This window comes from Candidatus Arthromitus sp. SFB-rat-Yit (assembly GCF_000283555.1).
GTDB lineage: Bacteria > Bacillota > Clostridia > Clostridiales > Clostridiaceae > Dwaynesavagella.
This window is the reverse complement of record NC_016012.1, coordinates 614,272-629,475: the sequence shown is the minus strand read 5'-3', so window position 1 is coordinate 629,475 and position 15,204 is coordinate 614,272. Positions and strand designations below refer to the sequence as shown.

At 30.3% G+C, this 15,204-nt stretch carries 14 protein-coding genes and 1 riboswitch; of the genes, 2 read left to right on the top strand and 12 right to left on the bottom strand.

Translation table 11 applies throughout. The features are described 5' to 3' along the window. Positions 1 to 28 precede the first annotated feature (28 nt). Together RATSFB_RS02960 and RATSFB_RS02955 are read right to left on the bottom strand one after the other, a co-directional pair. Complete coding sequence (locus tag RATSFB_RS02960) at positions 29 to 1,102, bottom strand: phosphate/phosphite/phosphonate ABC transporter substrate-binding protein (RefSeq protein WP_014094561.1); 1,074 nt, start codon at positions 1,100 to 1,102, stop codon at positions 29 to 31. Positions 1,103 to 1,364: 262 nt separating this feature from the next. Then, positions 1,365 to 2,552, bottom strand: a complete 1,188-nt coding sequence (locus RATSFB_RS02955) for a flagellin (protein ID WP_014094560.1) — start codon at positions 2,550 to 2,552, stop codon at positions 1,365 to 1,367. A 191-nt stretch (positions 2,553 to 2,743) separates the two neighbouring features. On the opposite strand from RATSFB_RS02955, the gene RATSFB_RS02950 reads away from it, so the two are divergent. Then, on the top strand, positions 2,744 to 3,274 hold the full coding sequence (locus RATSFB_RS02950; protein WP_014094559.1) for a hypothetical protein: 531 nt from the start codon (positions 2,744 to 2,746) through the stop codon (positions 3,272 to 3,274). A 40-nt stretch (positions 3,275 to 3,314) separates the two neighbouring features. On the opposite strand, the gene guaA is transcribed toward RATSFB_RS02950, so the two are convergent. The 7 genes from guaA to RATSFB_RS02915 all read right to left on the bottom strand — a co-directional run bounded on the left by guaA (position 3,315) and on the right by RATSFB_RS02915 (position 12,661). Beyond that, the gene (guaA, locus tag RATSFB_RS02945; RefSeq protein WP_014094558.1) at positions 3,315 to 4,847 is read right to left on the bottom strand and encodes a glutamine-hydrolyzing GMP synthase; all 1,533 of its coding nucleotides are present in this window, start codon (positions 4,845 to 4,847) and stop codon (positions 3,315 to 3,317) included. Between the two features lie 38 nt (positions 4,848 to 4,885). Continuing rightward, positions 4,886 to 6,184: an NCS2 family permease gene (locus tag RATSFB_RS02940; RefSeq protein WP_014094557.1), complete on the bottom strand. Its 1,299-nt coding sequence runs from the start codon at positions 6,182 to 6,184 to the stop codon at positions 4,886 to 4,888. A 131-nt stretch (positions 6,185 to 6,315) separates the two neighbouring features. Then, positions 6,316 to 6,417, bottom strand: a riboswitch (purine riboswitch). A 73-nt stretch (positions 6,418 to 6,490) separates the two neighbouring features. Then, on the bottom strand, positions 6,491 to 7,606 hold the full coding sequence (guaB, locus tag RATSFB_RS02935; RefSeq protein WP_014094556.1) for an IMP dehydrogenase: 1,116 nt from the start codon (positions 7,604 to 7,606) through the stop codon (positions 6,491 to 6,493). A gap of 78 nt (positions 7,607 to 7,684) precedes the next feature. Then, complete coding sequence (locus RATSFB_RS02930; protein ID WP_044035528.1) at positions 7,685 to 8,269, bottom strand: ribonuclease H1 domain-containing protein; 585 nt, start codon at positions 8,267 to 8,269, stop codon at positions 7,685 to 7,687. 59 nt (positions 8,270 to 8,328) lie between these two features. After that, the gene (locus RATSFB_RS02925; RefSeq protein WP_242821422.1) at positions 8,329 to 10,905 is read right to left on the bottom strand and encodes a bifunctional 4-hydroxy-3-methylbut-2-enyl diphosphate reductase/30S ribosomal protein S1; all 2,577 of its coding nucleotides are present in this window, start codon (positions 10,903 to 10,905) and stop codon (positions 8,329 to 8,331) included. Further along, entirely contained in the window at positions 10,902 to 12,119 is a 1,218-nt protein-coding gene (locus RATSFB_RS02920) for an NAD(P)/FAD-dependent oxidoreductase (protein WP_014094553.1), read from the bottom strand. Before RATSFB_RS02920 ends, RATSFB_RS02925 begins: the two co-directional genes overlap by 4 nt. Before the next feature lie 8 nt (positions 12,120 to 12,127). Next, positions 12,128 to 12,661 (bottom strand): tRNA (mnm(5)s(2)U34)-methyltransferase, encoded by a 534-nt coding sequence (locus tag RATSFB_RS02915; protein WP_014094552.1) that lies wholly within the window; start codon positions 12,659 to 12,661, stop codon positions 12,128 to 12,130. 151 nt (positions 12,662 to 12,812) lie between these two features. Here RATSFB_RS02915 and RATSFB_RS02910 point away from each other — a divergent pair, with 151 nt between their 5' ends. After that, the gene (locus RATSFB_RS02910) at positions 12,813 to 13,634 is read left to right on the top strand and encodes a TIM barrel protein (RefSeq protein WP_014094551.1); all 822 of its coding nucleotides are present in this window, start codon (positions 12,813 to 12,815) and stop codon (positions 13,632 to 13,634) included. A 53-nt stretch (positions 13,635 to 13,687) separates the two neighbouring features. Here the strand turns inward: RATSFB_RS02910 and RATSFB_RS02905 are convergent, their stop codons facing one another. The 3 genes from RATSFB_RS02905 to acpP form a co-directional block, all read right to left on the bottom strand. Further along, positions 13,688 to 13,948, bottom strand: a complete 261-nt coding sequence (locus tag RATSFB_RS02905; protein ID WP_005806504.1) for a stage V sporulation protein S — start codon at positions 13,946 to 13,948, stop codon at positions 13,688 to 13,690. Between the two features lie 200 nt (positions 13,949 to 14,148). After that, positions 14,149 to 14,832 (bottom strand): ribonuclease III, encoded by a 684-nt coding sequence (rnc, locus tag RATSFB_RS02900; protein ID WP_014094550.1) that lies wholly within the window; start codon positions 14,830 to 14,832, stop codon positions 14,149 to 14,151. A 77-nt stretch (positions 14,833 to 14,909) separates the two neighbouring features. After that, complete coding sequence (gene acpP, locus RATSFB_RS02895; protein WP_014094549.1) at positions 14,910 to 15,140, bottom strand: acyl carrier protein; 231 nt, start codon at positions 15,138 to 15,140, stop codon at positions 14,910 to 14,912. Between the last annotated feature and the right edge of the window lie 64 nt (positions 15,141 to 15,204).

Sequence of the window (15,204 nt, the reverse complement as noted above, 5' to 3'; positions counted from 1 at the left end):
GGACTCGTCCCCGCCATAAATTTAAAAATTACTGAGATTTTAGTTCACGAATAAGCTTCTGAACCCTTCTTTCATTATCATAATCGGCAGATTGAGCACGTTCATATCCTTTATGACTATAAAATGAAATAACCTTTTTACCTTCATCAGTATTTGCTATATTTATCATTGCTGTAGCAAATGCATTATTGAATTCAGGTGTCATAATAGGAGAATTTTTACTTACACTTATCGTATCATTATAAATCGGAGCAGCTACACCTATAACATTTGTTTCATCCCAAATTTGACTTGTACGCCCATATTCATTTGTCCATTTTTCAGCATAATCAATTCTTGCATCAGCAAAAACTGTTATAACATCAACTTGCTCAGCAGCCAATCTCGCAACAGAACTTCCATAAGAATCAGATTGAACTTTATTAGTTAAATCTGCTACAGTTTTTCCATATTTATCATTTAAAAATAATGTTGGATAAATATATCCTGCAGACGATGTTGGACTCATTACAGCCCACTTTGCACTATTTAAATCTTCCCATGTTAAATCTTGTCCATTATTTATCTTCTCACTAAGCTCTTTACCTTTAGCAGAAGGTCCAGCAATAAGAAGCGATCTATATGAAGTAGCTTGTTGTGGTATGTATTCTGTAGGTGATTGATTCCAATCAATTGGGTTTTCAGAGCTGTGATTAAGCGCATCTCTTGTAGCTGTTAACAGTACCTCTGCACCATCATCATACAACACATATGTACCACCTGGAATAAATCCAACATCAACAGTACCAGACACCAAAGCCTCTCCTACAGCCTCATAGTTTGTCCCGACTGAAATATTAACTTCTCCAATTGAATAACCTTGCTTGCTTAATTCATCTTTAAGCATTTCTTTTAATGGTTCTGTTGCTGTAATAATTTGTTCTGGATCTTTTGAAGGAACAAATGCAATATTTAATTTGTCAATTTTTTTAACACTTGTTGTTGTATTGGATGAACTTGATGAAGTATTTGATTCATTAGTTGAAGGTGACCCCACGCAACCAGTTAAAAGTGATAATGCCAAAAAACCAGAAGTTAGTATACGTGTAACATGCTTTCTCATAATTTATCTCCTTTTTATATAATGGTTTATATTTTAAAATAAATAGCTGTAAAAACTATTTATTAAAAACTACATTAAAAAAACGTAAAGAATCATTATGTTTTTCAATCAAAATGCCAAAATTAAATCGTTATATGTACATTTTAATATAAAATTGTTTTTATTGTCTATATTAAATTTACAAAAAAATGTAGAATTATGTTATGTTATCCTAATGACATTCTGATTAAATATTTAAGAATCTAAAAAGGAGATAGTTTTATTATTTTAAAATCGACATAACTTGTTGAGGCAACTGATTTGCTTGTGCAAGCATCGATTGAGATGCTTGTTGAAGAATATTTAATTTTGTTAAATTCATCATCTCTTTTGCCATATCAACATCCCTTATTCTTGATTCCGCTGCTTGTAAATTCTCTGCAGTGTTCCCAACTGATGACAAAGTATGTTCAAGTCTATTTTGCATAGCCCCTAGATTAGCCCTTTGATCAGATACTCTAAAAATTGCTATATCTAACCTTTCAATCGCCTCTTTTGAGTTTTCTATTGTTGATACATCAATCCCACCAAGTCCAAGTTCACGGCTTCTCATATTTTCAATATTAAGTCCAACCATTTGACCTTCATTTGCACCTATTTGGAAATCAACCCCATTAGATATTTTTTTAGCATCGTTTGAAAAAGAAATTTTCATTTCCTTTCCACTAGTAAGGTGTGGAGAAGTAGCCTGTATATTATTAAACTTCAAATTAATACCAGCTAATTTTACAACTTCAATATTTGTAGGATTCTCTATAAATACACTATCCATAACATATGGCTTACCGCCATTGAAATGTGATCTATCCACTATACTAATTGTTACATCAAATTTATTTTTAGTAAGTATTAAGTCAAATGTTCCCTCTCCAAGTTTTGATAGCTCATCTGGATCTACTTCTTTCATTACTTGACTAATTTTGTTGGGATCTGTAACATCTCCAGTAATCTGAACTTTACTATTATCACAAGTCTTAATTTCTTTTCCCGAAATATTTCCATTAATAATCTTATTACCATTAAATTCTGTATCCTCTGAAATTCTATCAATCTCAGATTTTAAATTTTTAAACTCTTCATTTATCAATTTTCTATCCTCATCTGTGTAACTTCCGTTTGCTGATTGAACTGCAAGCTCCCTCATTCTCTGCCCAATTGAATGAGTTTCAGATAATGCTCCTTCAGCTATCTGAATCATCGAAATTCCATCTTGTGCATTTCTATACGACTGATTAAGTCCTCTTATTTGTGATCTCATATTTTCAGAAATTGCAAGACCTGCTGAATCATCTGATGCTTTATTTATCCTTAATCCCGAACTCAATTTTTCCATTGACTTTCCTTGAGTGACTGTTATATTAGCCATATTTCTATGTGCATTCATCGCATTAATATTGTTATTTATTATCATAATCTTAATACCTCTAAAAATTCATTTCCTTATAATTAAGTTGTTCCAATTTTTATTTCCTTATGTGCGAGACTTTAGATTATTTATTGGAAAATTAAGAAAGATTTACAATAGACTTTTTAAAAAATTTTATATATAATACATCCCAGTAAACAGTTTATATTTTTTTAACACAAGGAAGTAAAACAAATATGAAAAAATTAGCTTTACCTATCATATGTGCATTAATTTCAATTACTATAGCATCTTGTGGCAGTTCAAATAAAAATAAAGACATATCAAATAACAACACCGTTATATCAAATAATGAAAATGTTCAATTACCTAATCCAATAGTAGAATATGAAACTCTTGAAGAAGCTGTAAAAGCATGCAATTTTGAATTTTCTGTACCTGACACAATCGATGGATATGAAGACAAAAAATATTCAGTTATTAGTACAAAAACAATTCAAACAATTTATTACAACAAAAACTCTAACGCAAATGATAATACCCTATCTATTCGAAAAGCATTTGGGACTGAAGACATAAGTGGCGATTACAATAATTATAAAGAAATTAACAAACTTTCTTTAAACAATTTGGAAATAACAACAAAAGGAAATAATGGAAAAGTTAGTGTAGCAACTTGGACAAGTGGAAATCATACATTTTCCATTACAACAAATAATCCTCTAGATATAGAACCATTAGTAGAAATAATAAACGATGTTAAATAAATAATAATGCCGAGTAACATAACATTACTCGGCAAATTTTTTATTCAAATTCTATTGTTGATGGTGGTTTTGAAGTAATATCATAAACAATCCTATTCACATCATTAACCTCATTAACTATACGTCTTGAAATAACATCAAGAACTTCATACGGAATTCTCGCCCAATCCGAAGTCATTCCATCACTTGATATAACAGCTCTCAAAGCAACTGTATAACTATAAGTTCTTTCATCGCCCATAACACCAACGGACTTCATATTTGTCAGACAAGCAAAATATTGCCATATCTCTCTATTAAGACCTGCCTTTTCAATTTCATCTCTTAAAATTTTATCTGCTTGTTTTAATATTTTAAGTTTTTCTTCTGTAACTTCTCCAATGACCCTTATACCGAGCCCTGGTCCTGGGAATGGCTGGCGATAAACAATGCTCTCAGGCAATCCAAGTTCCAATCCAAGTTCCCTAACCTCATCTTTAAAAAGCGTATTTAATGGTTCAATCAATTTAAATTTCATGTTTTCTGGAAGTCCGCCAACATTATGATGGGATTTTATTGTTTGTGCTGTACTAGTTCCTGACTCTATAACATCAGTGTAGAGAGTCCCCTGAGCCAAAAATTCAAAATCGTTTAACTTCGATGTTTCTTCTTCAAAACAAAATACAAATTCATTACCTATGATCTTGCGTTTTTGTTCAGGGTCAGAAACTCCCTTTAATTTATTTAAAAATCTCTCCTGAGCATCAACTTTAACAAAATTCATTTTGAATTTTCCATCAAAAGTATCAACAACTGACTGAGCCTCCCCTTCACGAAGAAGTCCATTATCAATAAACATACATAATAATTGATTACCAATAGCTTTATAAATGAGTGCTGCAACAACAGAAGAATCAACCCCTCCACTAAGAGCACACAAAACTTTTTTATCTCCAACCTGCTCTCTTATATTAACAATTTGATCCTCAACAAAATTACTCATTGACCAATTTGCTTCAGCCTTACAGATCTTAAATATAAAATTCTTTAAAATTTCAGTTCCATACACAGAATGTTCAACCTCTGGGTGGAATTGAACTAAATGTATATTCTTATCTTCATTGAATGCTCCAGCAATTGGACAAGATTCACTGCTAGCACTAACTTTAAAACCTAAAGGTAAAGTTTTAACATGATACCCATGACTCATCCAAACAATTTGATCTTCTGGGAGGTTTTCAAAAATCCCATCTTTATTAGTTTTAATTTCAGTTTTTCCATACTCTCTCTCAGATGCTTTTTCAACAATTCCACCATTCATATACGTTATAAGTTGCATCCCATAACAAATCCCCATAACAGGTATTCCGAGATTAAGTATTTCTGGATCCATACCAAATGAATCTTTATCCGTAACAGTATTTGGACTACCGCTTAATATAATACCTTTAACATTTGTCAATTTCTTAATATCTTGTGCCATTATTTTATGAGATTTTAACTCACTATAAACTCCAAGTTCCCTAATACGTCGACAAATTAATTGATTATATTGACTTCCAAAATCAATAACTACCACTTGATCACTCTTCATTTGATCACTCCTAATAAAATATTTCTTTACTAATTTAATTATAAAAATATAAAATGCACTAAGAAGATTATGGTAAGTAGCCACATTATAGGATGAACTTCTTTTCTTCTACCAGCTGCCCACATTGTAATTGGATATAAAACAAATCCTGATGCAATACCTTCAGATATAGAATATCCAAGTACCATCATAATAATAGTCATAAATGCTGGAATCGCTATCTCGATTTTATTCCACTCAATATTACTCAATGATGATGCCATCAAAATACCAACTGTAATAAGTGCTGGAGCAGTAATCGCAGGTGTAACAACTGTTAAAAGTCCCGAACAAAACAACATAAGCAAGAAAAATATCGATGTAAATACAGATGCAAGTCCAGTTTTAGCACCGGCTTCAACACCTGCCAAAGACTCAACAAAAGATGTTGTAGAAGATGTTCCTAAAATTGATCCAATTACCGTTGCTGTTGAATCAGCTAACAAAGCTTTATCAGCTCTCATTAATTCTCCCTTTTCATTTACAAATCCTGCTCTAAATCCGACAGCCATTAACGTTCCTGCTGTATCGAAAAAATCTATAAACAAAAATGAAAATATAACTAATATAATATCTCCTGTGAAAATAGTAGGTAGGGCTTCAAATAGTGCGCCAAAAGTTTGGCTTATAGAAGGTATCGGTGCGATAATTTGTTGTGGCAAATCAACAACTCCCAAAAATATTCCAATAATTGCTGTAACAATCATACCGATAAATATAGCTGCTGGAATTTTTTTAACCATCAATACAAGAGTTATGATTAATCCAATAATTGCAATCAATACATTAAAATCTGTAAAATTACCTAATCCAACTAATGTTGAATCATTATTTACAATAATTTGTGAATTTTGAAATCCTAGAAATGCAATAAAAAATCCAATACCAGTTCCAACTGCATGCTTCAAAGATGTAGGAATACTATTAATTATTTTTTCTCTCAAACCAGTTAAGGATAATATCATAAATAAAATTCCTGATATAAATATTCCTGCTAAAGCTTGTTGCCAAGTATAACCTAATATTAATACAACTGTATAAGCGAAAAATGCATTTAATCCCATTCCAGGAGCAAGAGCTACAGGGAAATTAGCATGCAAACCCATAATTAAAGTTCCAATTGCTGCGGCTAAAATTGTTGCTGTAAATACTGCTCCTCGATCCATACCAGTAACAGATAAAATATTTGGATTAACGAAAATTATGTAAGCCATAGAGAGAAATGTTGTCAATCCTCCAACAAACTCTTTAAATACCGTTGTATTGTGTTCCTCTAGTTTGAAAAACTTATTCAGCATAGAAAATAATACCTCCAATTAATTTTATTTAATAATTAATTTAGTAAAAAATATAATATGGGACTATCAGCTAAAAAGTTGAAAGTCCCTAATTATCATGATAAATCAATATAAAAACAAAATTTAAACCTATCAATTTAATTACGACCCGTAGTCTACTCATTTAAGGTAAGTAGGTAGAGACTTTCGAACCATATTATCGAGTTTATACGGGATAATCCAATACCAATAGTTTAATCTTAAAATCATTGGTTAAAAAAGTCAATATAAAAATATAATAATACTTTCAAATTTATTTATTATCTTTTAATTTGTATAATTTGGAGCGTCTTTCATTAAGCTTATATCATGTGGATGACTTTCTTTTATGCCTGAGGAAGTTTGTACAACAAATCTTGAATTATTAAATAAGGTTTTAATATCTGCAGATCCAAGATAACCCATTCCTGATTTTATCCCTCCGATTAACTGATAAATTATTTCACTAACCTCACCTTTATATGGAACAACGCCTTCAATTCCTTCAGGAACAAATTTTTTACTTCCATTTTGGAAGTATCTATCACTTGATCCATCATTCATTGCACCAAGAGATCCCATTCCTCTATATGATTTATATATTCTTTCACCAAACACAACTTTTTCACCAGGTGCTTCGTCACACCCAGCAAAAATAGAACCCAGCATAACTACACTTGCACCAGCTGCTAATGCTTTAACAATATCACCAGAATATTTAATTCCACCATCCGCAATTAAAGGTATATTATGATTAATAGCTTCTTCTGAACAATCCATTATGGCAGTAAGCTGTGGGACTCCAACTCCTGCAACTATTCTAGTTGTACATATTGACCCAGGACCTATCCCCACTTTAACAGCATCTGCACCAGCATGAACTAAATCATATACAGCTTCACTTGTAGCTATGTTTCCAGCAATTATTTGAACATCTGGATACAATTGTTTTATGATAGATACTTCCTCTATTACACCTTTTGAATGCCCATGAGCCGTGTCTAAAACCAAAACATCAACTTCTTTACTCACAAGTTCTTTAACTCTATCAAGCATATCTGAAGTAACTCCAATTGATGCACCGCATAAAAGCCTTCCCTTACTATCTAAAGAAGATACCTCTAGTTTTTTTCCATCATAATTTTTAACAATTTCTAACTGTTTACCTTGTTTCTCAATTGACATATTTTTATGAAGTATTCCTATACCTCCATTCATAGCCATAGCTATAGCCATTTTACTCTCTGTAACAGTATCCATACTAGCACTCATTAGAGGTATATTAAGAGATATTTTCCGAGTAAGATTTGTTCTTAAACTAACTTGATTTGGCAAAATCTCCGACCTATTTGGTACCAATAAAACATCATCAAAAGTATATGCATTTTTAATAATTCTCGCCATGTAATCCACACTCCTTATCTTCTTTGCTTATATATTTCAACCATTATACAATGATTAAAAAACAATTGCATCAAATTTTTAAATGTCTAATGCTTTCTTAGCCAATTTATCAGCTAAATCATTATACTTATCTCCGGAATGAGCCCTAACCTTTCTAAAAACAATATGTATTTGATCTTTAACTCTATCGTAATATCTCTTATAATTTTGAGTTCCACTCTTATTTGCTTTCCAATATCCCTTACACCATTTCTCTATTCCTTCGTAGTCATAACAAATTGTAATACTTTGAAAATTATTTTCTAAACAATACTTCATCGCACTCATTGATCCCATAATCTCTCCTGCAACATTTCTCATTTCACACATTTCTTTATCATCAAACTTCTCACAAAAATGTTCCTCATGATCGCCATTTATTATAACCATCCCATATGAATATTCTTTCGTATCTGAGTTGTAGCTTCCGTCAACGTAAGCAATCAAATTAGTTGAATCAAAACTTTTTTCATTGTCATTCAAAAATTTTTCCGCCTCATCAAGCGTTTTAAAACTTTTATAAACGGCACCAGAATATCCATCTATATTTTTTTTGCATTCATCCCAGCTTTCAAATATACCTATCTTATATCCTTTCTTAATTGCATAAAATTTTTTTGCCAAACAAAATACACCCCTTATCATAAAAAAAACTTAAGGACATCAAGCCCTTAAGTCTTAATTTACTCTATAACTTTTATACTTAACTCTATTCTCTTATTTTCCTTATTTATCTCAACGATCTTGGCCTTAACTTCTTGTCCTATTTGTAAAAAGTCAGATATATCATTAACTCTTTTATGACTGATCTGTGATATATGAACCAATCCATCTATGCTTGGCTCCAACTCAACAAAAGCTCCAAACTCAGCAAATCTAACAACTTTACCAAGCACAACTGCTCCAATAGGATATTTCTCATCAACATTTGACCATGGATCATCTTGCAACACTTTCATGCTTAGAGATAATTTTCTGTTTTCTCTATCAAGATCAATTATCTTAACTTTTATCTTATCACCAATATTTAAAACATCACTTACTTTATCTATTCTACCCCAAGATATTTCAGAAATATGCAACAAGCCATCTACACCATTTACATCAACAAATGCACCAAATGTATTTATTCTTTTTACTTCACAATCAACAACATCACCAAGAACTAAACTTTTCCAAATTTCATTCTCTCTGATCTTTTTCTCCTCTTCTAAAACAGCTCTTCTTGAACCGATAATCTTAAATTGATTCTTTTCCTCTTTCATTTCAATAACTTTAACTTCTAATTCACGACCAACAAACTCATTTAAATTTTCTATATGTATAAAATCTAAATGTGAAGCAGGCACGAATAATTTAATACTATTAAATTCAACAATTACTCCGCCTTTTACATCTTCCTTAACAATAACAGAAAGTCGCTCACTATTATTAAACTTTTCTTTAAGGATTTCTAAGGATTTTTCTCTAAAAACTTCAAGCCTAGATAATACAACTTTTCCATCTGAATTACTTAGGGAAATAATTTTTCCATCTATGTATTCTCCAACCTTAAATGTATCACCAAATTTATTTCTCTCATCCAAACTAATTTCTGCAATTGGTAAAATTACTTCTAAATTTTCATCAACATTTAAAACTAAATTTTTATCATCTATAGATTCTATTTTTCCTCTTAACAACTTTCCTATTTTTATATTGTTTTCGGTTCTATTTTCTATCATTAAAATTACCTCCTTCATAATCCAATCTGGCGTTGAAGCCCCAGATGTTATTCCAACTTTGTAACAATTAGTAATTATCTCATTTAAAATGTCACTTTTTAAATCGGAAGCCCTTTCAATTATTATAGAATTTTCACAATATTTTTTCGAAACCTCGTATAATTTATTAGAATTAGAACTTAATTTATCTCCAACAATTATCATAAAATCTACATCTTTTGCTAATTGTGCTGCATCACGTTGCCTAAGATATGTAGCATCACAAATAGTATTTAAGGAAACAACATCTTTACATTTTTCACTAACCAACTTTATTGCGTTTTCAAAATTTTCATACTTTTCTGTTGTCTGTGACAAAACACATACTTTGTCTGATAAAATTTCTCCATCAAGTTTGTCCTCAAAAAAGAATTTCGCATTATAATCACAATAGCTATTAGCTCCAATAATTTCTGGATGATTTTTGTTTCCAACTATTACAATGTCATATCCTTTTTCATAATAATCTCTTACTTTTTTATGTATAACTTTAACCCTACCACAAGTAGCATCAACATATTCTATAAAATTAGTTATTAAAACATCTTCAACATCTCTAGGAATGCCATGTGCTCTTATTACCAAAATATCCCTATCATCTTTCAAGGTATCCAAGTTTTCTTTATTAACTATTTTAACGTTCTGTCGAGAAAAATAATTTATAATCTGTTTATTATGAATTATCTCCCCAAGAGTACTAATATTTTTATCATTATCACTCTTAACTACCTTATCCAATTCATTTACTGCTCTAAGAACTCCGTGACAAAATCCATTATTTTCCGCAACCCTAACTTGTTTAAACTCCATCTTAGGTATCATATATTCAACAATTATTCTCGAAACCTCGTCAACTGACTCTTGAAAGTCTAAGTTGGATGTGTCTATAACTTTAGCATCATTTGCTTTTTTCAAAGGACCTTCTTCTTTATTATAGTCTATATTATCTCGTTTTTCAATTTCATTTAATATTTTATTATATTCTACATCAACACCACTTTTAACAAGCTGATCATATCTTCTCTTAGCTCTAACATCCGGATCAGCTATTATAAAAAATTTAAGACAGGCATCTTTTAAAACTTCAGTTCCAATATCACGCCCATCCATAACAATTCCATTTTCAGACTTAAACGATCTCAAAATTTCATTTATTAATCTTCTAATATTGGATTTTGATGATACCAAGGATACTTTACTATCTATTTCTTGAGTTCTCAGTTCATCTCCCAAAATCAATCCATTATAAACCAAATAATTACTATGTACATCAATCTTAGAATTTTTAATAATTTCTATTAATCTACCTTCCTCCAAATCAAAATCTATATTCTCTTTTATGGAAATATAAGTAGTAAGTCTATATAAAAGTCCTGTGTTTATAAACTTAAAATTAAATCTATCTGAAATACACTTCGCAATCGAACTTTTCCCAGAACTAGCTGGACCATCAATAGCTATCGATATATTCATATTTTCATACCTCTCAAACTTCAAATACTATTTCCTGCTAAAAATCCAGTAGATATTGCTATTTGAATATTGTACCCACCAGTAAAAGCATCAACATCCATAACCTCTCCCGCAAAAGAAATATTCTTAATAATTTTTGATTTCATAGTACTAGGGTTTATTTCATAAACATCTATTCCTCCACTTGTTACTATAGCTTCACTAATTGGTCTTAATCCCTTGACATTAATAACAAGATGTTTAAAACATTCAACAATTCGTTTTCTCTCTTGTTTTGTAATAGAATTAACCTTTTTATTTGGATCAATTTTTACAAGGTCAACCATAATTGGTATAAATTTTTGAGGCAATAAATCATCTAAAGAATTTTTAAAATCTTTATTGCTATATTTCACAAAATCCTTTTGGAGTCTTAAATCAAATTCTTTATCGTCAAGTGCTGGCTTCAAATCAATTTCTATAGAATAATTTTCATTCCCAAGAATATATCGACTAATTTTTAAAACAATCGGTCCAGATACACCGAAATGAGTGAATATAAAATCTCCTTGAAATGAAATTTCCTTTTTATTGTTTTTATAAAGAATCATGTTAACATTCTTTATACTAACACCTTGAAGTTTCGTAGTCCATTTCTCCTTTATTTCTAAAGGAACAAGAGAAGGTTTTAATTTCGTAACAGTATGACCTATTCTTTTATATTCATTAAAAAGTTTACCATCAGATCCAGTCAAAGGATATGATGCTCCTCCAGTCGCAAAAATATAATGATCTCCCTTTATAATTTTATCATTTAACAATTCAATCGACTCAACTATATTGTTATTTACATTTATTTTCGAAACTTTTGAATCAAGTAAAATTTCTACATTATTTTTATTTAATTGTTTTTCAAAACTCTTAATTATATCACTCGATTTGTTAGAAAGCGGAAAAACCCTACCTCCCCTTTCAACCTTAAGCTTAGTTCCTCCATCTTCAACAAACTTTATCGTGTCTTCATTCGTAAAACTATAAAGAGCACTATATAAAAACTCTTTATTCGTTAATACATTATCTAAAAAACTCTCTATAGATTTGTTGTTTGTTACATTGCATCTACCTTTGCCCGATATGTACATTTTTTTAGCTATTTTGTTGCTTGCTTCAAGCAACGTCACCTTATGACCACATTTAGCAGCTGCTATAGATGCCATCATACCAGCAGGTCCCGATCCAACAACTATTACATTTTTCATAAATAAAACTACCTCATTTTATTAATTAATACCAAAGATGGCGGATTATTTTTATTCAACAAATTAAGATAAGCAACATTAAATTTTTTATTGTCAAGGTCACAACAAAATTTCAGAACCTCCCGACTTTCAACCCTTCCCTGATCATGACCAACATATAAAACAACAGATATAAAACCTCCAACATTTAAAATATCTACAGATTTACGCAAACTAATAAGAGTGGATTCAACATTTGTTATTATCTTTTTGTCTGAAGCTGGCAAATATCCCAAGTTATACATGCCACAATCGAATTCTTCCAAATACTTATCAACATTTTCATGACTATCTAAAATCAATTCTACATTTTTGATATTTTTCAATTTAAAATCATTAATACACTCTTTTTGTAAATCAAAAGAATAAACATAATTAAAATTTTCACTAAGAAAAAGAGTATCGTTACCTCTACCCAAAGTGAAATCAACAGAAATATTTTTTACTTTAACATTTTCAAACAACAATTTTTTAGCTGTATCCGTAATTTTATAAAAACTCATAATACAATTACTTCCATTTTATAAATTAATTTTAATTATAGAGTAGGTGTAATTATTATTCAAGATAAATAAAATTTTATCAAATTTTATTTATAAAACCCATTATGATATAATTAAAATAATGATTATTATAAAGGAGTAATTATTAAAGATGGATAAGCTTATCTTTGGAATTTCTGGTCTACCTATGGGAAATGGATCAGAAAAATTTACATATGTAACTGGGATAGAATACTTACATTCACTTGGGCTTTCTGCAATGGAGCTTCCATTTGTTCGATCTGTAAACATAACAGATAAAAATCGTGAAGCTGTGAAAACTACTCGTGAAAAATATGATTTTCATATAACAGCCCATGGCTCATACTTTATAAATATGAATGCAAAAGAAGTTGAAAAAAAAGAAAAGTCAATAGAAAGATTAGAGAAAGGAATACTTGCGTTGTCATCTGTGGGTGGAACTGATATTATATTTCATCCAGGATTTTATTTAGATTCAACAAAAGAAGATACTTTCAATTCTGTAAATGAAGAATTAGGAAAACTTCCAGTAATACCAGGATCATATTATAGACTTGAAACGACTGGAAAAGAAACTCAGTTTGGGAATCTAAAAGAGCTTTGTAATCTTGTAAAAAATCATGATCACGTAAAACTTTGTGTGGACTTCTCACACATACACGCAAGATATAATGGAATATTAAAAGAATATGACGACTTTGCCAAAATATTTGAATACATCGGTGAACATTTAGGTGAAGATGCACTCAAAGATTTTCATGTTCACTTATCTGGAATTGAATACACTGCAAAAGGAGAAAAAAACCATCTTCCATTTGAAGAAAGTGATTTCAATATAACTGAATGTCTTCGTGCTTTTGCTAAATATGATATTAAAGGGTGTATAATTTGTGAAAGCCCAATCCTCGAAAAAGATGCATTGCTAATGAAAAATATTTATGAAAGTATGTAAATAAAAAACAAAAGGAGTAATAATATTACTCCTTTTCCCTTTATATAAAAAATCTATTTAGGCTCAACAATAAATTTAATTGCTGTTCTTTCTTCACCATCAATTGATATTTCAGAAAATGCTGGTATAACAACCAAATCAATACCATTTGGAGCTACAAAACCTCTAGTAATTACAATAGCTTTTATCGCTTGATTTACTGCCCCAGCCCCAACTGCTTGTACCTCAGCTACTGCCTTATCTCTCAATACTGCTGCTAGAGCTCCTGCAACTGCTTTAGGTTGAGATTGCGCTGATACTTTTAAAATTTCCATAAGTGTTCCTCCCAAAATTCTCTTAAGTTTTATTAAATATTTGTCCCCTATATACTTCTATCAATTTCCTCTTTTTCCTTTTTTTTCCTTTTAAATTTCTACTCAAAAAGATTTTTACAATTTTCTCCAACTATATTAACGCATTAAAACATTTACATTGAATTAATAGTTTCACACAATTAAACTACTAATTCAATGCACTACTCAAATAATTTTAAAGTTTTATATGCAGCATTTTGTTCAGCCTCTTTTTTAGACTTACCGGTTCCTGATCCATATATTTTTTCACCAATAATAACCTGAACATAAAATACTTTATTATGTGGAGGACCTTCCTCCTTAATCAAGCTATACTTTATCTTATCAGTAGTTTTAGATTGAATATATTCTTGAAGTCTTGTTTTATGGTCTAAATAATTTACTATTGCTCCTGTATCCAAAATATATGAGAAAAATTTGAGTATAAATTTTTTTGCAAACTCATATCCACTATCTAAATAAACCGCTGCAATAACCGCCTCTACTGCATCGGCTATAGTAGAAATTCTTGTTTTACCACCGCTTAATTTTTCCCCCTTACTTAACTTAATGAATTCTCCAAGTTTCCATTTCTCTCCAACTTTATAAAGCGATGCCTCACAAACTATAGATGCTCTCTTACGAGTAAGATCACCCTCATTGTTATCCTTACAATTTTTATACAAATACTCTGTTATACATAATTGGAGTACAGAATCTCCAAGGAACTCCAGTCTTTCATTGTATTCTGTCAAACCACGCTCATTAGCATAAGAACTATGTGTTAATGCCAAATTTAATATATCTATATTTTTAAACTTTACGCCTATTATCTCTTGAAATTTGTCAATAAGTGTTTCATGCATACGATATATTTCTCCCCAAAATTTAAAAGTCGCCAAAAACACAATAACAGTTTAAGACGACTAATATGTAAATAAACTTAATTTTCTACTTGAGAGTTTATAAAATCTACAACATCTCCAACTGTTTTTAATTTAACAGCTTCTTCATCAGATATACTTATACCATACTCTTCTTCAAGGTTCATTATAAGTTCGATCAAATCTATAGAATCAGCTCCTAAATCATCAACTATAGATGATTCTAATTTAATCTCATCTTGATCAACATTTAATTTTTCAGAAATTATATCTCTTACTTTTTCAAACACTACATTCACCTCCCATTTATCACATAAACATAATAAATTATAAAAGTTTAACAGTCAATATCTT

What these genes read in the sequence shown, in the direction of transcription:
- RATSFB_RS02960 (WP_014094561.1), bottom strand. Translation starts at nt 1,102, where the DNA reads ATGAGAAAGCATGTTACACGTATACTAACTTCTGGTTTTTTGGCATTA.
- RATSFB_RS02955 (WP_014094560.1), bottom strand. Translation starts at nt 2,552, where the DNA reads ATGATAATAAATAACAATATTAATGCGATGAATGCACATAGAAATATG.
- RATSFB_RS02950 (WP_014094559.1), top strand. Translation starts at nt 2,744, where the DNA reads ATGAAAAAATTAGCTTTACCTATCATATGTGCATTAATTTCAATTACT.
- guaA (WP_014094558.1), bottom strand. Translation starts at nt 4,847, where the DNA reads ATGAAGAGTGATCAAGTGGTAGTTATTGATTTTGGAAGTCAATATAAT.
- RATSFB_RS02940 (WP_014094557.1), bottom strand. Translation starts at nt 6,184, where the DNA reads ATGCTGAATAAGTTTTTCAAACTAGAGGAACACAATACAACGGTATTT.
- guaB (WP_014094556.1), bottom strand. Translation starts at nt 7,606, where the DNA reads ATGGCGAGAATTATTAAAAATGCATATACTTTTGATGATGTTTTATTG.
- RATSFB_RS02920 (WP_014094553.1), bottom strand. Translation starts at nt 12,119, where the DNA reads ATGAAAAATGTAATAGTTGTTGGATCGGGACCTGCTGGTATGATGGCA.
- RATSFB_RS02915 (WP_014094552.1), bottom strand. Translation starts at nt 12,661, where the DNA reads ATGAGTTTTTATAAAATTACGGATACAGCTAAAAAATTGTTGTTTGAA.
- RATSFB_RS02910 (WP_014094551.1), top strand. Translation starts at nt 12,813, where the DNA reads ATGGATAAGCTTATCTTTGGAATTTCTGGTCTACCTATGGGAAATGGA.
- RATSFB_RS02905 (WP_005806504.1), bottom strand. Translation starts at nt 13,948, where the DNA reads ATGGAAATTTTAAAAGTATCAGCGCAATCTCAACCTAAAGCAGTTGCA.
- rnc (WP_014094550.1), bottom strand. Translation starts at nt 14,832, where the DNA reads ATGCATGAAACACTTATTGACAAATTTCAAGAGATAATAGGCGTAAAG.